The following is a 19,225-nucleotide window of genomic DNA, read 5'->3' on the forward strand; positions in this document are numbered from 1 at the left end:
ATATGAAGATTTTTATAAACGGGTTTCAGGAAATACAGAATAACAGGCCAGTAAAAAAAATAATAAATCCAGCCAATGGAGAAGTGTTAGCAGAATTGTATCAGGCAGGCGCAGATGATGGAGAACAAATTTTAGCTGCTGCTGAGGAAGGATACCGCAGATGGTCCGGTTTTTCAATGTTGGAGAGAGCGGAAATACTTGAAAAGTATGCACAGCTTTTGGCTGATAATAAGGAAGAAATTGCGCAGACAGAATGCCGCGATATGGGTAAAATTATTCGGGAGTGCAGGGGAGAGGTTGAAACAGCCATAGCATTAACGAAAGGATACGTAGAAAAGGCAAAGCATTTATACGGGCATGTGATATCTCAGAACCAAAAGGGGCTTGAACATGATTTGATCTTTACCAGAAGAGAGCCTTTGGGCGTAATTCTGTGTATCGTACCCTTTAACTATCCGGTGGAACTGTTTACACATAAAGTCATAGCGGCGCTGATTATGGGAAATTCTGTAATTGTGAAGCTGCCTTCGCAAAATCCCATGCCATTGTTCCGGATAACAGAACTTATGGTGGAAGCAGGAGTACCCGCATCCGCAGTTTCTCTTGTTTTTGCAGACAGAGAGTTTGTACGTGATAACCTTATTAAGAGTTCCAGAATTCAAGCGATCTCTCTGACAGGAAGCACACAGGCGGGAATTGATATTTTTGAAAACTCGTCGGAAACACTGCATCGGCTGTTTTTGGAATTAGGCGGCAATGATCCTCTTATTATTTTTGAAGATGCTGATTTAGATTATGCCGTGGAGGAAATCGTCAATAGCCGGTTAAGCAATACAGGGCAGATTTGCTGTGCCAGCAAGAGGTTCCTTGTTCATGAATCTATAGCAGATGATTTAGTGGAGCGGTTGAAAGTCCGTCTGGATAAAGTTAAAATGGGGAATCCAAAAGAAGAGGATACAGAAATAGGATGTATCATATCCGAAAAGGCGGCCTCTGCTGTCATGGAACAAATCCAGAAAACGATCGGGCAAGGCGCAGAATGTGTATATGGCGGCAGCGTATGTGACAGGACTTTTGTACATCCAACAATCTTAGTACATGTTACCAGGGAAATGGATATTGCGTCAGACATGGAGGTGTTCGGACCAGTTATTCCGATTATCACATTTAAAGAGGAAGAAGAAGCGATTGAAATTGCGAATCAGTCCATATACGGCCTGGAAGCTTCTATTATTACGAAAGATCTGCCCAAGGCTTTAAAGGTGGCTGAACTTCTGCAGGCCGGCACAGTCGTAGTCAACGGCGCAGGCAGCTACAGACATATGGATATGCCATTTGGCGGTTATAAAATGTCCGGTCTTGGGAGGGAAGGAATTTCGACTGCTTTAGAGGAATTCAGCCAGGAGAAATCGTATGTAATTAAGAAGATATTTAACAGATAAAATTAGAAATTATAAAATACCGCCGTCACCCACCCCCAAAATGCCGGAAAAACGGAAAATACAGCGGGATATGGGACTGAAGACATTGCGGGAAGCAAATGTTTTAACGGGGCTCTGGGAGGGAGAAACACCTTCCCAGGGCCTTTTTAAACCGCCCCGAATACTTTTCCAGATCATCCGGTTCAGGAATTACGCCGCGGAAGCGACCCGCCGCAGGCGGAGAATCCCGCGAGCGGGATTCCTTCTTGAACATGAGCATTAAAATTCGGAAAGAGAGATGAAGGTACAAATTGACACGATAGGTGACACAAAATATAATTATTGTGTGAACAGACTGGATGGGATATACTAAGTATATAGATGAGTCAATACAGATATGGAAATTATATATAATAACCAGATAAAAACAGAACAGATTGAAAAGGAGTGGTTTGAATGACAGTAATAAAAGAGCAGGCAATAGAATTGATCAAACGTTTGCCGGATGATAAAGTTTTTTATGTGGTCAGTATTCTCGAGGGTTTGGAGGGCCTTTATTCCGAAAGAGAGGAAATAAGGCTGACAGATTCACAAAAAGCTTATCAAAGCCTTCAGAATTTGAGAAAAAAAGGGACTGCGGAGCTTGACTATAAAGCAGAATTGATACAGGCCTTGGAGGAAAAATATGAGAGTCTTGGTTGATACAAATGTTATTATAGATGCTTTAATTGGCAGGCCGCCTTACTTTGATGATGCGGATAAGATCATTGAGATGTGTGCAAATAAGAAAATCCATGGATATTTAGCAGCTCATTCCATCCCTAATATTTTTTATATCTTACGAAAACATCTATCATTAGAAGCAAGACGTTCAGCTATTGTGAATCTATGCAATATTTTTACAATAGAAAGCATTGATTCTGAAAAAATAATTAAGGCAATTAAAAATGAAAACTTTGCAGATTTTGAAGACTGTCTGCAGGATGAATGCGCCGTCTCTGTTCAGGCCGATTACATCATCACCAGAAACATTAAGGATTTTATACAGGCCCAGGTAAAGGCGGTTTTACCTCATGAATTTTTAGAACTATTAAGATAAAAAGAGACCATATATACCTCAGAGAATGGGTATCTTTCCTCGTATTACAGCGTACTTTTCAAAAGAGGGCCCTGGGAGAGGAAATACCTTCCCAGGGCCCCCTCTAAACCGCCCCGAATACTTTTCCAGATCATCCGGTTCAGGAATTACGCATCCGGTTTCTATGGCCGCCTCAAGCCAGGCCTGTTTCGCATTTTTTATATTAGCTATCGCATTCTCCAATGTATCTGCACAGGTTATACAGCCTTTTAACTCAGGATAAGATACAATATAACCGCCTTCATCGGAATCCTCTATGATCTCCATTTTGTAAGGAAGCTTCATATATTCATCAATTGTCTTCATCGTTCATCGCCTCGCTTTCCACAATCTCTCTTACCATCTGAACATAAATCTCTTTTATTGGTTCATGTTTGGGAATCGTTATCGGCATACATCCCGGTTTACGGAAGGTATAGTGGCTGTCGCAGCCTTTCGGTGCCTTCATCTCATATCCATATGATTCCAAGATACGCCGAAGTTTTTCAAAACGTAAATCTTTTGACAGTGAGCTGATCCTGTATAATAATTTATCCCATTGTGACATGATTTACTCCTTTGTATTATATTGTGGTATCGTATATGGTGTCGATCTTATCGCTGGATTTTTTTGAATTAAGATCTGTTAATTGTTACTTTTTATCAGGCATGCGCATTTACTTTAATAGCCGGAGGATGGACAGAGACTGTCTATGGTTTAGAGGGGTTAGAGAGAGTTTATTGGATGAATATAAAGGTCCAGTCTGGGAAGAAAAGAGATTTTTATTGCTTTAGTGGAATGAAATCAGAAAAATGATATATTATAGCAATACCTATGAACTCAGAAATGAAATGTCTATTTTTATAAAAAAACCGCTTTGCAAGAAACAAAGCGGGTATACTTTATAGGGGGGCCGGCTAAGGTTCGACCCTTAGCCGGTATGAGTATGAAAAAGCTTTGTGATTTCAAGTCATTTACTTGAAACAAAGGCCCGTTACTCTTTCGAATAACGTACTTAAAGTATAAAAAACAATTGTGACGAAAGTGTGTACCTATCATAAAAAAAGCATAAAGAAAATAAAAAATAAAAAAACCCTTTAAAAACACTTAGAGATTGTATATAATAGTAACGATAGTTTAAACTGGCAATGAGTGGCTGCTGCCACTGTTTAGTAATAGAGAGTAATCATAGAGAGAAAAGTTTGTATGAAGCAGTATGAACAGGAGGAACATATATGTTAGTGTCTAATGACATTGGAATCGATCTGGGTACAGCCAGTATTCTTGTATATATTAAGGGAAAGGGCGTTGTGCTGAAAGAACCTTCCGTAGTTGCCATAGACCGGGATACCAATAAGATTATGGCGATCGGTGAAGAAGCCCGCCTCATGATTGGACGAACTCCGGGAAACATTGTAGCGGTCAGACCGCTGCGTCAGGGTGTTATTTCCGATTATACGGTTACTGAGAAGATGTTGAAATACTTTATTAATAAAGCGGTTGGCAAAAAGACGCTCCGCAAGCCGAGAATCAGCGTCTGTATCCCCAGCGGGGCCACAGAAGTGGAGAAAAAGGCGGTGGAAGACGCAACTTACCAGGCAGGCGCCAGAGAGGTTACCATCATTGAGGAACCGGTAGCGGCGGCCATTGGAGCAGGAATCGATATTTCCAAAGCCTGCGGCAACATGATCGTTGATATCGGAGGAGGTACTGCGGATATCGCGGTGATTTCCCTGGGCGGCACGGTTGTGAGCACCTCCATCAAGATTGCCGGAGATGATTTTGACGAAGCTTTAGTCCGCTATATGAGAAAGAAACACAATCTTCTGATCGGTGAGAGAACCGCGGAAGAGATTAAGATCAATATTGGAGCGGCTTACCGCAGACCGGAAGTGTTGACCATGGAAGTAAGAGGACGGAACCTGGTAACAGGCCTTCCCAAGACCATTGTGGTGACTTCGGATGAGACTTTGGATGCGCTGAAAGAACCGGCCCTCCAGATCGTAGACGCCGTACACAACGTTTTGGAGCGCACTCCGCCGGAATTGGCAGCCGATATTTTTGACCGCGGAATCGTCCTTACGGGCGGTGGTTCCCTGTTGAGCGGCCTGGATTCCCTGATCGAAGAAAAAACGGGAATCAATACCATGATTGCGGAAGATCCGCTGACAGCAGTGGCCATTGGAACCGGTAAATTCATTGAGTTCGTTCACGGAGACGGTCCTAAACAGGAATTTTAATGATGAATACAGACGGGACGGAGGATGTTAGATCCTCCGTCCCTGATTTATCTTGGCTGAAGTTTGTCTGGCCGGGAGATAGAATCAAGGAGCATGGGATATGGCAACTGTACGAGGTTATGTGGAAAAAATTAAGTTTCGCAATGAAGAAAACGGCTATTCCGTTCTCAGTGTGACAGGTCAGAACGACGGGGAAGAATACATACTGGTGGGAACCTTTCATTATATCAGTGAAGGAGAACTGCTGGAGGCTTCCGGGACCATGACGGAACACCCGGTTTACGGGGAACAGATGGCGGTGGAAAGCTATGAAATCCAGGCCCCGGAAGACACCATGTCCATGGAACGGTATCTGGGTTCTGGGGCGGTAAAAGGGGTAGGAGCCGCCCTGGCCGCCAGAATCGTCCGGCGCTTTAAGGCGGACACCTTCCGGATCATGGAAGAAGAGCCGGAACGGCTTGCAGAAGTGAAGGGGATCAGTGAAAAGATGGCCCGGGCCATAGGCGCCCAGGTAGAAGAGAAAAAAGAGATGCGCCAGGCTATGATGTTTTTGCAGGAATACGGCATTTCCATGAATCTGGCTGTCAAGATTTATCAGGAGTATGGCCCTGCCCTGTATGGTATTGTGAAAGAAAATCCATACCGGATGGCCGATGATATTCCCGGCGTGGGTTTTAAGATCGCGGATGAGATCGCTTCGAAAGTGGGGATTTTTACGGATTCCGATTTCCGCATTAAAAGCGGTATTTTATATACCCTGCTTCAGGCCTTGAACAACGGCCACACCTACCTTCCCCAGGAACTGCTGCTGAGGCAGGCGTCGGAACTGCTGAATGTGGCTCCGGAACACATGGAAAAGCATTTGATGGATATGCAGATGGACAAGCGTCTGGTGATTCGGGAGAAGGGCGAAGAGAGGATTATTTTCGCATCCCAATATTATTATATGGAACTGAATACGGCGAAGATGCTGCACGATCTGAACGTCAAGGGGGAGATTCCCGGCGAACGGGTCCGCAGCCAGCTTGCCGGAATCCAGGAGCTGGAAGAGATCGAGCTGGATGAGATGCAGATTCAGGCGGTGATCGAGGCGGTTAACAGCGGCCTTTTAATCATCACCGGCGGTCCCGGTACAGGTAAGACCACTACCATCAATACCATTATCCGCTATTTTGAACTGCAGGACATGAGCATTGCCCTGGCGGCTCCCACGGGGCGGGCGGCCAAACGGATGACGGAAGCCACCGGTTATGACGCCAAAACCATTCACCGTCTGCTGGAATTGAGCGGTGTGCCGGAAGAGCGGGGAAGCGGCGGCATGCATTTTGAAAGAAATGAAGAAAATCCCCTGGAATACGACTTAATCATCATCGATGAGATGTCCATGGTGGATATCCACCTGATGCATGCGCTTTTAAAGGCGGTCAATGTGGGTACCAGGCTGATTCTGGTGGGGGATATCAACCAGCTCCCCAGCGTCGGTCCGGGAAATGTGCTGCGGGACATGATCTCGTCCGAATGTTTTAATGTGGTCCGCCTGACTAAGATTTTCCGGCAGGCGGCGGAAAGCGACATCATTGTCAATGCCCACAAGATCAATGCCGGGGAAACCATTCCCCTGGGCAAGAAGAGCAATGACTTTTTATTTATCAGAAGGGATCATCCCGATGCCATCATCAATGCGATGATCACTTTGGTGAAGCAGAAGCTTCCGGGATATGTCCATGCGGATCCATTTGATATCCAGATCATGACGCCAATGAGAAAAGGCGCGTTGGGCGTGGAACGGATGAATTCAATTTTGCAGGAGTTTTTAAATCCCCCTTCTCCGTCCAAGAAGGAGAAGGAAAGCGGCGGAACCATTTACCGTGAAGGCGATAAGGTGATGCAGATTAAGAATAACTACACCATTGAATGGGAATGCCAGAACCGTTATGGGATTCCGGTGGACAAGGGCGCAGGAGTATTCAACGGCGATATCGGCATTGTCCGGGAGATCAATGAGTTTGCCGAGCTGATCACTGTGGAGTTCGACGCCGGAAAGCGGGTGGAGTACAGCTTTAAGCAGTTGGAGGAACTGGAACTGGCTTATGCCATCACCATCCACAAATCCCAGGGAAGCGAGTATCCGGCGGTTGTAATCCCTCTCCATTCCGGTCCGCGGATGCTGATGACCCGGAACCTGATCTATACCGCCGTAACCAGGGCCAGATCCTGCGTCTGCCTGGTAGGCCTGCCGGAAGTATTTCAGTCCATGGTGGACAATGAAACCGAGCAGCTTCGTTATACCGGCCTCTGTGACCGGATTAAAGAATTTTGACTATAATTCTGCCTGCACATCCGGGTGCAGGCGGATATCTGTGATCTGACAGTTGAAAGGAGATTCCTCCGTGAATTCCAAAGTGAAAAATTTAATAATTGATATGCTGTTTCCCCGCTGCTGTCCTGCATGCGGTGATATTGTGATGCCTAAAGGCGGGCTGATCTGCTCCGGCTGCCTGAAAAAACTGTCCTTTGTCAGCGGGCCCACGTGTAAAAAATGCGGAAAAGAGATCAGCAGCGCGCAGCAGGAATACTGTTATGACTGTAACCACCATAAACGGTCATTTGACTATGGTTTTGCCCTCTTAAATTACGACGATACGGCAAGGAAATCCATGGTAAAGATTAAATATAAAAATAAACAGGAATATCTGGATTTTTATGCGGAAGCCATTTGGAACAGATATTCCGGGCAGTTGATGCGGATCAAACCGGACGTCCTGATTCCGGTGCCGGTCCATCCTTCCAGAAAAAGGAGACGGGGGTTTAACCAGGCAGAGGCGCTGGCAGAGCTTTTGGGCAGGAAAATGGGGGTGCCGGTGGTGAGTGACGCTCTGATACGGGCCAGGAAAACGGCGCCGCAGAAACAGTTAGGCCCTGCGGAACGCCTGAAAAACCTGAGTGAAGCATTTGCTCCAGGAAGAAAGCTGCCGGGAGTAAAACGGGCGCTTCTGGTGGACGACATTTATACAACGGGGAGCACCATAGAGGCCTGTGCCAGAATCCTGAAAAAATCCGGTATTTCACAAGTTTTCTTTGTAACAATCTGTATCGGGCGGGGAAAAGGGTAGGACTTGTAAAAACCGCGCATTCCCTCAAATATCCGCCGCATCCCAGGCATATATTTATTGTTAAAAAATGGAAGAAGTAGCGCTTGGGTTGCGGTTGATGATTTATAATATTGTTCGTATAAATATGAAAAAGCGTAAATATGGCAGAGCGATGATCATTGCTTGAGCATGGCCGTATATGGCTTTAAAAAGAGGGGAGAGACGATGTGACATGAAAAGAAAACGGTTTAAGCGCCTGATGGCTGCATGTCTCACAACGGCCATGGTTTTAACTGGCACAGGCCAGGCCTGGGCTGCTGCAGGATGGCAGCGGATGGAGGTATCTGAGAGAAGACGGCAGCAGAGAAGCGGATCACTGGATACAGGATAATGGAAACTGGTATCATTTGAACGCTTCAGGATATATGGATACGGGATGGTTTCAGGACCGTGACGGCCGCTGGTATTATCTCAATCCTGTTTCGGACGGAACGAAAGGGGCGATGAAGACGGGCTGGTTCCAGGATCAGGATGGCCGGTGGTATTATTTAAACCCTGTTTCGGATGGAACAAAAGGAGCCATGCTGACCGGATGGATCACTGTGGATGGAAAACAGTACTATATGGACGGCAGCGGCGCATGGAATCCCTCCAAAGGCGTCCGAACGCTGGATGATGACAGCAGTGATGGGGATGATACGTATTCAGGCGGTGTAAACCGGCCGGATGAAAATCCGCCGGAAGAGGATCCGGTAAATGATCTCACGATCATGGAAGAATCTTCCCTGACCGGAGGAACTTATAAGAACGTTGTCATAGCTCCCGAGGTGGGCAATGGAACCGTTGTTTTGGAAGATGTGGTCATAAAAGGCGATCTCCACATAAAGGGCGGCGGGCTCAATTCCGTGAAATTAAAAGGCCGGACCATCGTGGAAGGCAGAATCATTATAGATAAAGAACCGGGAGAAAACCGGGAAATTCCCCGCCTGGAAGTTGCCGGGGGAGTTACGATTCATAAGGAAATCCAGGTAAAACAGCCTGCAGCCATTCAAACTGCACCCGGAGATTCTTATTCATTTGCGGATGTGCGGGCCCAAGCGGATGTAACGGTAGCCGGGGATAATACGGTGGTGAACAGCCTGTCCCTGACCTCGGATTCCGGTACTGCGGTGAATGTCACCATAAAAAACAGCGGGGCGGTCATTGAGAATATCATTGTAAACTGCGATGCCGGACTGCACGGGCCGGCAGGCGGCCAGAAGGCCGGGATCGGAGCGGTTTCCACCAATACCCCCGCACGGATAGAATTGAATCATGTGGCAGTTGAGCGGCTGACAGCCAATGCCGATGTGGAAATTGAAGGGACCGGCAGCAGGATTGATCTGGTCGAGCACGGCAAAAATACCATTGTAGAGAACACGGACGCGTCAGTCGATATTGGTGAAATACAGATAACGGACGCATACAACTGGTATTATGAAGGGAAAGAGAGCAGGGAATATGTGCTTTCCAGCCCGGAGGAATTATATGAGTTTGCCGATATTATTAATGGGGAAAACAACATGGAGGCCGATAGTTTTTCCGGCGCGGTTGTAAGCCTGGGAGCGGATATGGATTTATCCGGAAAGGTATGGGTGCCGGCGGGCAGGCGGATAACGGTTAAAAACTTTACCTATGAAGACGGTACGTACAGCGAATGGAGGCGGGAATACAGGGCGTTCCAGGGAACATTTGACGGCCAGGGCCATGTGATCTCCAATATGACAATAGAGCCTGTTTCTGACGATGACGTTGCCATTCTGGGGGCCGGGCTGTTTGCCCATGTGGCCGATGCCACGATCTGCAATCTGGTCATAAAGGACTGCGATGTTACCGGGGCGGACAGGACTGCCGCCGTGGCTGCGTATGTATATGGCGGAGATACGGTATTTGACAACATCACGGTTGAAGGCGGTAAGGTGGAGGCCCTGGACGGCTGGGCCTGCGGCGCCATCATCGGCCAGGTATGGAATTACAGTGATTATAATGTGGGCAGACCCGACAGCACGGTTACTATCAGCAACTGCAAAAACAGCGCCGCCATAACCGGCCAGTATAATGTAGGGGCGATGTGGGGATCGATTACGGAAGCATTTAATACGAATACATTTGACCAGGTAAAACCGGATGGGACTGAGTATACGGCTACCGGTTATGATACGGAAATGATCATCAGCGGCTGCCGTAATGAAGGCGATATAACAGCCCTCCAAGGCACGCTGGGGCGTTTGGGCGGCTGGGCATATTGTAAGACCATTACCCTGGATGCCCAGGATACGTTTACGGATTCAGAGAGCGTCATTTATACCTTAAAAGATAAGGATGTGACGGATACCTGCCTGCTGATTGGCGGCCTGGCATCCAACGCGGATAAGAATTTTGAAAATACGGCCCGGGTTTCCAGCCTTGAATCCCTTGCTGTTGTAAATATCAATACACCCTATTCTTCTGCTGTGGCAGTTGCGGCTAAGGGAGAAGACGTGACGGTAGAAAAGGACCGAAGAGGGAGATGCCTGGTGACCATAGGAGAAAAGCAGAGCATTTATACCGGAGATGCGGAAAAACTTGTCATAGTGGCCGGAGGTCTGGACGATGAAGATATCCAATTGTCCGGTGAACAGACAATCACAATTAAAGACGGAGCTGCCGTAAAATGGATTTTTGCAGGCGGTGCAGGACCCGTGTCGGCGAAAGGGACAGGATCAGCAGATTTAGAAGGAGATGTCAGAATCGTAATTGAGGAAGGAGCCAAAGCAGGAAATGTCTACGGCGGAGGAAGCGGCAGAAGCGTCCGCAGGGGCACCAGCTATATCCAGGTTGACGGCTGGGTATACAATATTAACGGCGGAGGAATGGGCATCAATGAAAGCAAGCTTGATGGAAGCAGCCATCATACGGACAATCACACGGACCGGGCTGAGATTACAATTAACGGAACCGCTAATTCAGCCCATGGAGGCGGATTTTCAATCAGCTCCATCGATGAAACGTCAATTACCGTCAACGGGGAAATAACCACCATGCTGGTTGCAGGAGGGGCCAATGGATACACCGGTTCTGCCAACGTTGAAATAGGTGAAAATGCGGTGCTGCCGGGAGAGAGAGCGTATCCTGGTAATCCTGAATATGCCGGCTGTATGACTTTCCAGGGCGGATTCCGGGGAATCGTTGGCAATGTGGATATTTTTGTCCGCCAGGGAGCTATGCTGGACGGTGACTTTTATATAGGTACGAACAGCATAAAAGGCGATGGCCAGGATGCCGTATTCCTGGATGGAAGCAGTTTGAGCGTGGAATTTGAACCGGGATTTGAGCTTAACGGGGATGTTTATTTAGGCGCCGGAAGCAATGGAGATTCTTTGGATGCAGTTTCTTCTATTAATATTACCGGAGACAGCAGCATCCGTGTATCCAAGTACATGTATTCTCAGAATTATAAAGGAGAGAAACCAACGGAACTTTGCAGTGACGAATTGTTGGGCAAAGTGGAGTTTTCCGGAGGAGCAGGATGGGCGGCCGATGGAAACGGTATCAAATCAGCCTTTTCTTTGATAGGGAAGGAAGCGGAAATCCGGCAGATTCTGGATGACATCATGGCGTTGGAGTATAAGGACGAAACAACGGATGAATGGTATTTTGAATTCATTTCTGATGTGGAAAAATATATGGAAGAGTACATGGAAGAATCTATGGACGAATCCATCCGGGATGAAAATACGGACAGTCTGCCTGCGGATGACTTGAAAAATTTAATTGAGGAAGCAAAAGAATACTATGAAGGCCTTCCAACATATGAGGAATATCTTCTGGATAAGGAAAATGAAATATTACAGCCGGTTCAAAATCCGGAAACGGATAAAGTGATCGATGGGAAGGAAGATGAAATCATTCAGGATGGTACGGCTGACGGCATCGTTGACGGAGAACATGCAGGAGCGGGAGACGAGGCTGACGGCGGCATTGGGCAGGATGAAACAGAGGACGCGTCGACGGACGAGATAATAGACGGTGCGGAGGATGTGCCGACGGATGAGATAAAAGACGGTGCGGAGGATGCGTCAAAAGATGAGATAAAAGACGGTACAGAGGACGCGTCAAAAGATGAGATAAAAGACGGTGTGGAGGACGCGTCAAAAGATGAGATAAAAGATGGTGCGGAGGACGCATCAAAAGACGAAACAGAAGATTCGTCAAAGGATCAGATAAAAGATACATCAGAAGACGCGCCGAAAGACACAGCAGACACCGGAACTGCCCCCGGATTAAAAGATGAAACAAACGACGGAAATCACAGCGGACACCCCGATGAATTGCAGGGAGGAGAAAGCGCCAGCGAAAAAACGGATATCGAAAATGATGAAGAGATCCCGGATTCGGGCATCGTAATTGAAAACGAAGAGAACAGCAGCGGACAGACCGATTCCATGACCGAAACTATAATTACAGTCAATGACGATAAAAATGAGCAGGATGAACCGTCTGGCGCTGAAGAAAAAGGGGAACAGAGCAGCGGTGCCAGACCGGAACAGACCCGGCAGCCGGATGCTGTGGTAAAGACGGATAACGAAGAGGCCGCGGAGGCATAAGATATGCATAAAGACATTACCGGCGGGAGTTTTTGCTCCCGCCGGTAATTGTTTGAAGCGGGATGTACTTGATTCCTGTTTTACGAAAAGCACATTTTTGCTTCATATCCCCCCATCAGCCCTTGATAATTAAAAAAATATTGACGAACTAATCATCGTGTGGTATAGTTATTGGGCGAATGGAAGAGCTTAGGTCTTTTTTTTATGCTCAAATTTACGAGAAAAAGAAAGTCCGAAACAATCAACGAAAATTTAAGTGGAGGTGGAAGTCGTGCGCACAAGAATTACACTGGCATGTACAGAATGTAAGCAACGTAACTACAACATGACGAAGGATAAGAAAACGCATCCTGATCGTATGGAAACAAAGAAGTATTGTAGATTCTGCAAAACACATACTTTACACAAAGAAACCAAGTAAGGAGTGTGAACTATGGGAGAATCAGGCAATGCTGAAAAAGCTCCAAAGGCGAGCTTCTTTAAAGGTTTAAAAGCAGAGTTCAACAAGATAGTCTGGCCGGACAAGGAAACCATTTACAAACAGACAGCAGCGGTAATCGCAGTGTCCGTAGCTCTGGGCTTGGTGATCGGGGTTCTCGATCTCATCATCAAACTTGGAATTAATTTTATCATTTAATAAGGGTAAAGGTGAGTAATTTATGGCAGAGTCACAGTGGTATGTAGTCCATACCTATTCAGGCTATGAGAACAAAGTTAAAGTCGATATTGAGAAGACAATCGAAAACCGCAACCTTCAGGACCAGATCCTGGAAGTATCGGTTCCGATGGAAGCAGTGACTGAACTCAAAAACGGTGTGGAGAAAAAGGTGGACAAAAAGATGTTCCCCGGATATGTGCTGATTAACATGGTCATGAATGATGATACATGGTATGTGGTGCGTAATACCCGTGGCGTGACCGGATTTGTCGGACCTGGATCGAAGCCGGTTCCGTTATCGGAAGAAGAGATGGCAAATCTCGGATTCAGAACTCCGGATATTGTGATCGATTTTGAAGAAGGCGATATGGTGGTCGTAACTGCCGGTGCATGGAAGGATACTGTTGGTGCCATCAAGTCCATCAACGAGAGTAAGAGAACCATCACCATCAATGTTGAAATGTTTGGCCGTGAAACACCGGTTGAATTGGCATTCACAGAAGTGAAGAAGATGTAACATGTAAAATCGGCTCTTATCGGTTAAGGGCTGGTGGGAGGGAAATCCCCGACAATACCACATTTATTTAGGAGGTGCCTAATTATGGCAAAGAAAGTAACAGGTTATATTAAATTACAGATCCCTGCTGGAAAGGCTACACCAGCACCACCAGTTGGTCCTGCACTTGGACAGCATGGTGTTAATATTGTACAGTTTACTAAGGAATTCAACGCAAGAACCGCTGATCAGGGTGATTTAATTATTCCGGTAGTAATTACCGTATATGCTGACAGAAGTTTCAGCTTTATTACAAAAACTCCACCGGCTGCAGTGTTGTTAAAGAAAGCTGCTAAGGTCAAATCAGGATCTGCAGTTCCTAACAAGACAAAAGTAGCTACCATTTCCAAAGCAGAAGTTCAGAAGATCGCTGAACTGAAGATGCCTGATTTAAATGCTGCCAGCCTTGACGCTGCTATGAGCATGATCGCAGGTACTGCCAGAAGTATGGGAATCGCAATTGAAGAATAATTATTCAACGTTGCTGCAACATTAAAAACGTGGGAGGGAAATCCCCGACAATACCACTAGGAGGTTATTTATAATGAAAAGAGGAAAAAGATACGTAGAGGCTGCTAAATTAGTAGACCGCGCTACTCTTTATGATACAACAGACGCTATCTCATTAGTAAAGAAAGCTGCTGTTGCTAAATTTGATGAAACTATCGAAGCTCATATCAGAACCGGTTGTGATGGACGTCACGCTGACCAGCAGATCCGTGGTGCGGTTGTATTACCTCATGGAACTGGAAAAACTGTTAGAATTTTAGTATTTGCTAAGGGACCTAAAGCTGACGAGGCTCAGGCGGCAGGCGCAGATTTCGTAGGAGCAGAGGAATTAATTCCGAAGATCCAGAACGAAGGATGGCTTGATTTTGACGTAGTTGTTGCTACACCAGATATGATGGGTGTTGTGGGACGTTTAGGACGTGTACTCGGACCTAAGGGCTTAATGCCTAACCCAAAAGCTGGTACAGTTACCATGGATGTAACAAAAGCGATCAACGATATCAAAGCTGGTAAGATTGAGTACAGACTTGATAAAACAAACATTATCCACGTGCCAGTTGGAAAAGCTTCTTTCACAGAAGAACAATTAGCGGACAACTTCCAGACGCTTATGGATGCAATCATGAAAGCAAAACCAAGTACAGTTAAAGGCGCTTACTTAAAGAGCGTTACACTCACTTCCACAATGGGACCTGGTGTAAAACTGAACGTAGCGAAATTAACCAACTAATTTTGATTTTTTGATTGACATTGGTAATATATCATGTTAATATATGCAAGTATTGACTGCCGAAGACAGCAGGTACCGTAAGGTATAAGGTGATAACGCCTGCCGAGGAATGCTTCAGACAACACTGAAGCGAACAGAAACTCAGAGAATCCGTGCCCAGGTGCGGAATTACAGAGATGATGTGGCCTCCCTGTCTTGTGCGGGGAGGCTTTTTTCGCGGTTAATTACTTTCCAGTCCGGATGCATTTCCGGAAAAAATAAAACAGGAGGTAAACCAGTTATGGCAAAAGTTGAATTAAAACAGCCTATCATTACAGAAATTGCAGAATTATTCGACGGAGCACAGACTGCAGTAGTTGTAGACTACCGTGGCTTAACCGTAGCGCAGGATACAGAACTGCGTAAACAGTTAAGAGAAGCAGGTATCGTATACAAAGTATATAAGAATACCATGATTCACCGTGCTGCTGAAGGAACCGATTTTGCTGCTTTAGACGCTGTACTTGAAGGCCCTACAGCATTAGCTGTATCTAAAACAGACGCAACTGCTCCAGCAAGAATTCTTGCAGCATTTGCTAAAAAAGCAGACAAGTTAGAAATCAAAGGCGGCGTTGTTGAAGGAGCTTACTACGACGCAGAAGGTATGAAGGCTATTTCCAGCATCCCGTCAAGAGAAGAACTTCTCGGCAGACTGCTTGGAAGCATGCAGTCCCCAATTACCAACTTTGCTCGTGTGCTTAACCAGATCGCAGAATCTCAGGGCGCAGAAGCATAATTTCATGTTGGACATGAAGCGGATAACCGCATAATACCGGCCAGGCCGGAACGAAACTTATAAAAGAAAGAATAAAACGGAGGTATATTAAAATGGCAAAATTAACTACAGCTGAATTTATCGAAGCTATCAAAGAATTATCTGTATTAGAATTAAATGAATTAGTAAAAGCATGTGAAGAAGAATTTGGTGTATCCGCAGCAGCAGGCGTTGTTGTAGCAGCAGCTGGCCCAGCAGCAGAAGTAGAAGAGAAGACTGAATTCGACGTAGAACTGACAGAAGTTGGTCCTAACAAAGTTAAAGTTATCAAAGTTGTTCGTGAAGCTACCGGCTTAGGCTTGAAAGAAGCTAAAGAAGTAGTTGACGGCGCTCCTAAGGTAGTTAAAGCTGGCATCTCTAAAGAAGAAGCAGAGCAGATGAAAGCTTCCTTAGAAGCAGAAGGCGCAAAAGTTACATTAAAGTAATTTTGATTCTTCTTTATCCCCGCGAAGCCTGCGGATATGCGGGCTTCATGGGGATTTTCCTTAATTAAAGGGATTGTGGCTGCGAAGCCATGGGGATTATTAATAGTTGAATTGCCGCCGGGTAAGCGTCCTGCACTCATTCCATTAGGCCTAAGAAGGAATGAAGGCCAGGCGTTTTTTTATTTCATAGGAAAGTGTGTCCTATGAAATAAAAAAGCCCTCCGGGCTGGATTCTTTCCTGTTTCACGGGAATCTTCGTCCATGGGAAATAGGCCCTGGGGAAATGTTTAAAGAAAGTGGTGAGTGTATGTTTAGAGGAATGCGCCGTAAAAATCAGGAATTGTCCTATGAGGACAGTGTTTGTGTTCTGAATAAAGGGACATCGGGAATTTTGGCTGTGGCGGGAGATGGGGACTACCCTTATGCGGTTCCGCTGAGCTATGTGTATGAGGATTCTAAGATATTTTTCCACAGTGCAAAAACAGGACATAAATTAGATGCCATAGGGAGAAATAATAAGGTATCATTTTGTGTAATCGATCAGGATAAAGTGGTGCCTGAGGAATATACCACTTATTTCCGCAGTGTGATCATTTTTGGAACAGCCAGGATTTTAAATGAGGAGACGGAGAAAAGAGCCGCGCTGGAAAAATTGGCGGCAAAATACTCGCCGGATCATGAGGCAGGCCGCCTGCAGGAAATAGACAAACTGTTTAAGCAGGTATGCATGGTGGAGATCGCTGTGGACCACATGACGGGGAAAGAATCCATAGAACTGGTCCGGATGAATGACGGCAGAAGACCCTGTTAAGAGGCGGAATTTTTGTATACAGTTACTCTTCATAACCCCTCAGGCAGACCCGGCCTGTCGGCCGTGCCGCTTTGCGGGGCTATGAAGAGTAACTGTTACGCATCCAGCCCATTAAAGTCGCCTGCGGCGAGAGGCTGGATGCCTGCAACTATTATGTTTTCGTACGGTCTGCGCAGTAAATGCGCAGACCTATCTGAACGGTTACTTTGTATAACAATAAATACATTTTTAATTTTTCAAAACACTTGACATTTTTCAAATTAAATGCTATATTCTAAATGTATTTTGATATGAGCTTTTGATTCACATATTTTTGTAAGTCATTATGCAATTGATGATTTACAAAAATATGTGATTTTTTTGTTTCAAGAGAAATACAAATATTTTAATAGGAGGTACCAAACAATGAGAAATGGTACAGTGAAATGGTTTAACGGAACAAAGGGATACGGATTTATTACAGACGACGCTTCAGGCGAAGAAATCTTCGTACATTTTTCAGGAATCGTAGCTGACGGCTACAAGACACTGGAAGACGGACAGAAAGTTACTTTCGATACAGCTGAAGGAAACAGAGGAATCCAGGCTGTTAACGTATCTCTGGCTTAATTTAATAAGAAGAAAAGAGCTGCTGTGACTGCGGCTCTTTTTTATTTCATAGGAAAGAGCGTTTTATGAAATAAAAAAACCTCCGGGCAGGATCGCACTGCGTATCGTATAGGATGCGTATCGCATAGGATGCGTATCGCATAGAACGCGGCGGTAGGGAATTATGTCGCTGAAGCGGCCCGCCGCAGGCGGAGAATCCCGCGATGGGGCCTCTTTCTTATTATTCATAATGGCTTTTTGATTTAGAGCTTCGTTTGCGCAGGCTTTTTTTTAAAGCTTTTACCATATCTGTTATAATTTTAATTTCTTCTTCTGAACAGTCTTTCGTTTCCAATAGGATTTCATTTTCAAAAAGAATTTTGGCATTATCCAGACTGTCGCATAGAAGCTGGTCAACGGTACAATTAAGCGCATTGGCGATACGTACTAAGGTTGGCAGGCTTAATTTAGTTTTGCCTGATTCTATATGACTCATATGAGGAGTAGACAGGTTAACTATTTCCGCCAGCATGTCCTGAGTATAATTTTTCCTGATCCGAGCCAGCCGGATTCGTTTCCCAATTTCCTGATAATTTATTTCCACTTGTGCGACCTCCGGTTTTCTCCTGGAACGTGCCTGATATATGCCCACGGCATCTGGGTGATGAGCTGTGTGCGGGATATTTCAAACACACTCTGGTGTTTATTTTGGTATCTATATTGTATCGATATTCACTTTATGTTATAATTAGCTGGATAAACATAGTGTGCATACAGATTAATTATGGGAGAAAAATGGACAGGAAGAAAAACGTAGTAATTATTGATAAGGATAAAAATATAGATTATTCCTGGCTTGAAGATTTTATGAAAAATGGAAACGCGGATGGCTGTACCTTTCTGACGGCTGATAAGTGGGAAGATGGCGTGGCAAAAGAGGGCGGGGATGGAATCTGGTATTGTTTTGACCAATCCGCAATCAATCGGCTGAAATACATTCTGGAATATTATGAGCAGGAAAATAGACGTTATGCGGGAGAATTGAAGGCTGTGGAACGGCAGATGAAGATTGATCCGCTGACCGGGGTCCTGAACCGGACCGGAGTGATCCAGAAAATAGAAGAACTATTAGGAAAAGAGCCTTGCTGTCAGGGCGCTCTTTGTTTTTTAGATATGGATGATTTCAAACGTGTAAATGACACCTACGGCCATAGCTGCGGCGATAAAGTTCTGACCAGTCTGGCATACCGTCTTAGGGAATTGACGGATGAGGAAGCTGTGGTCGGCCGCTATGGCGGGGATGAATTCCTGGTATTCCTCCGGCATACTTCAGGACGGGAGGATATTTTGAAAAAAGCGGCGGCAATCTGCAGGAATTTGGAAATCGATGAACCGGACCAGCACCTGTCGGCCAGCATTGGCGTCGCTGTTTATCCGGAGGATGGACAGACGTTTGGGGAACTGCTGAAAAAGGCGGATAAAGCTTTATACAGCTCAAAATGCCACGGAAAAAACAGGGTTATGTTTTATCGGGATGGGGCGGCAAAAAATACTTAAAAACTGTGACTTTTATCTTATCATTCTTTGACGGTATCATTATCAGCAGTTGACAAGAATTGACACCGACAGTAAAATTG

The 19,225-nt window shown here is 45.5% G+C and carries 21 protein-coding genes and 1 other annotated feature; of the genes, 18 read left to right on the forward strand and 3 right to left on the reverse strand.

Annotated features, from left to right (window positions below):
* Positions 1–2 precede the first annotated feature (2 nt).
* The 3 genes from GPL15_RS10195 (at position 3) to GPL15_RS10205 (ending at position 2,520) form a co-directional block, all read left to right on the forward strand.
* A complete protein-coding gene (locus GPL15_RS10195; RefSeq protein ID WP_215698574.1) occupies positions 3–1,442 on the forward strand; it encodes an aldehyde dehydrogenase family protein in 1,440 nt (479 codons plus the stop codon).
* Positions 1,443–1,877: 435 nt separating this feature from the next.
* A complete protein-coding gene (locus tag GPL15_RS10200; protein WP_215698575.1) occupies positions 1,878–2,123 on the forward strand; it encodes a UDP-N-acetylenolpyruvoylglucosamine reductase in 246 nt (81 codons plus the stop codon).
* Positions 2,107–2,520, forward strand: a complete 414-nt coding sequence (locus tag GPL15_RS10205; protein ID WP_215698576.1) for a PIN domain-containing protein — start codon at positions 2,107–2,109, stop codon at positions 2,518–2,520. The genes GPL15_RS10200 and GPL15_RS10205 overlap by 17 nt, the downstream gene beginning before the upstream one ends.
* 18 nt (positions 2,521–2,538) lie before the next feature.
* On the opposite strand, the gene GPL15_RS10210 is transcribed toward GPL15_RS10205, so the two are convergent.
* Entirely contained in the window at positions 2,539–2,865 is a 327-nt protein-coding gene (locus GPL15_RS10210) for a type II toxin-antitoxin system HicB family antitoxin (protein WP_215698577.1), read from the reverse strand.
* Positions 2,852–3,106 (reverse strand): type II toxin-antitoxin system HicA family toxin, encoded by a 255-nt coding sequence (locus GPL15_RS10215; RefSeq protein ID WP_215698578.1) that lies wholly within the window; start codon positions 3,104–3,106, stop codon positions 2,852–2,854. The genes GPL15_RS10210 and GPL15_RS10215 overlap by 14 nt, the downstream gene beginning before the upstream one ends.
* Positions 3,107–3,774: 668 nt before the next feature.
* Here GPL15_RS10215 and mreB point away from each other — a divergent pair.
* From mreB to GPL15_RS10280, 14 genes are all read left to right on the forward strand, one after another.
* Positions 3,775–4,779, forward strand: a complete 1,005-nt coding sequence (gene mreB / locus GPL15_RS10220) for a rod shape-determining protein MreB (RefSeq protein ID WP_103229805.1) — start codon at positions 3,775–3,777, stop codon at positions 4,777–4,779.
* A 100-nt stretch (positions 4,780–4,879) separates the two neighbouring features.
* Entirely contained in the window at positions 4,880–7,099 is a 2,220-nt protein-coding gene (locus tag GPL15_RS10225) for an ATP-dependent RecD-like DNA helicase (protein WP_215698579.1), read from the forward strand.
* A 70-nt stretch (positions 7,100–7,169) separates the two neighbouring features.
* On the forward strand, positions 7,170–7,892 hold the full coding sequence (locus GPL15_RS10230) for a ComF family protein (protein WP_346344938.1): 723 nt from the start codon (positions 7,170–7,172) through the stop codon (positions 7,890–7,892).
* Between the two features lie 211 nt (positions 7,893–8,103).
* Positions 8,104–8,262: a hypothetical protein gene (locus tag GPL15_RS27410; RefSeq protein WP_252198285.1), complete on the forward strand. Its 159-nt coding sequence runs from the start codon at positions 8,104–8,106 to the stop codon at positions 8,260–8,262.
* Between the two features lie 16 nt (positions 8,263–8,278).
* Complete coding sequence (locus GPL15_RS10235) at positions 8,279–12,496, forward strand: hypothetical protein (protein ID WP_252198286.1); 4,218 nt, start codon at positions 8,279–8,281, stop codon at positions 12,494–12,496.
* 271 nt (positions 12,497–12,767) lie between these two features.
* On the forward strand, positions 12,768–12,917 hold the full coding sequence (rpmG, locus tag GPL15_RS10240) for a 50S ribosomal protein L33 (protein WP_021640493.1): 150 nt from the start codon (positions 12,768–12,770) through the stop codon (positions 12,915–12,917).
* A gap of 12 nt (positions 12,918–12,929) precedes the next feature.
* Entirely contained in the window at positions 12,930–13,133 is a 204-nt protein-coding gene (gene secE, locus GPL15_RS10245) for a preprotein translocase subunit SecE (protein WP_215698580.1), read from the forward strand.
* 22 nt (positions 13,134–13,155) lie between these two features.
* Complete coding sequence (nusG, locus tag GPL15_RS10250; RefSeq protein ID WP_215698581.1) at positions 13,156–13,671, forward strand: transcription termination/antitermination protein NusG; 516 nt, start codon at positions 13,156–13,158, stop codon at positions 13,669–13,671.
* Between the two features lie 84 nt (positions 13,672–13,755).
* Positions 13,756–14,181 (forward strand): 50S ribosomal protein L11, encoded by a 426-nt coding sequence (gene rplK / locus GPL15_RS10255; RefSeq protein ID WP_215698582.1) that lies wholly within the window; start codon positions 13,756–13,758, stop codon positions 14,179–14,181.
* A gap of 73 nt (positions 14,182–14,254) precedes the next feature.
* On the forward strand, positions 14,255–14,950 hold the full coding sequence (gene rplA, locus GPL15_RS10260) for a 50S ribosomal protein L1 (protein WP_215698583.1): 696 nt from the start codon (positions 14,255–14,257) through the stop codon (positions 14,948–14,950).
* A gap of 41 nt (positions 14,951–14,991) precedes the next feature.
* Positions 14,992–15,174: a sequence feature (ribosomal protein L10 leader region), on the forward strand.
* Positions 15,175–15,230: 56 nt separating this feature from the next.
* Positions 15,231–15,725, forward strand: a complete 495-nt coding sequence (gene rplJ / locus GPL15_RS10265; RefSeq protein ID WP_215698584.1) for a 50S ribosomal protein L10 — start codon at positions 15,231–15,233, stop codon at positions 15,723–15,725.
* Between the two features lie 92 nt (positions 15,726–15,817).
* Positions 15,818–16,189 (forward strand): 50S ribosomal protein L7/L12, encoded by a 372-nt coding sequence (gene rplL / locus GPL15_RS10270; RefSeq protein ID WP_215698585.1) that lies wholly within the window; start codon positions 15,818–15,820, stop codon positions 16,187–16,189.
* Between the two features lie 307 nt (positions 16,190–16,496).
* Entirely contained in the window at positions 16,497–17,000 is a 504-nt protein-coding gene (locus GPL15_RS10275) for a pyridoxamine 5'-phosphate oxidase family protein (RefSeq protein ID WP_215698586.1), read from the forward strand.
* 405 nt (positions 17,001–17,405) lie between these two features.
* Entirely contained in the window at positions 17,406–17,609 is a 204-nt protein-coding gene (locus GPL15_RS10280) for a cold-shock protein (protein WP_215698587.1), read from the forward strand.
* Between the two features lie 220 nt (positions 17,610–17,829).
* Here GPL15_RS10280 and GPL15_RS10285 read toward each other — a convergent pair whose 3' ends face one another.
* A complete protein-coding gene (locus tag GPL15_RS10285; RefSeq protein WP_215698588.1) occupies positions 17,830–18,192 on the reverse strand; it encodes a helix-turn-helix transcriptional regulator in 363 nt (120 codons plus the stop codon).
* A 191-nt stretch (positions 18,193–18,383) separates the two neighbouring features.
* On the opposite strand from GPL15_RS10285, the gene GPL15_RS10290 reads away from it, so the two are divergent.
* On the forward strand, positions 18,384–19,145 hold the full coding sequence (locus GPL15_RS10290; protein ID WP_215698589.1) for a GGDEF domain-containing protein: 762 nt from the start codon (positions 18,384–18,386) through the stop codon (positions 19,143–19,145).
* Positions 19,146–19,225: the final 80 nt, after the last annotated feature.

The sequence above is a fragment of the Clostridium sp. MCC353 genome (assembly GCF_018785315.1).
Taxonomy (GTDB): Bacteria; Bacillota; Clostridia; order Lachnospirales; family Lachnospiraceae; genus CHH4-2.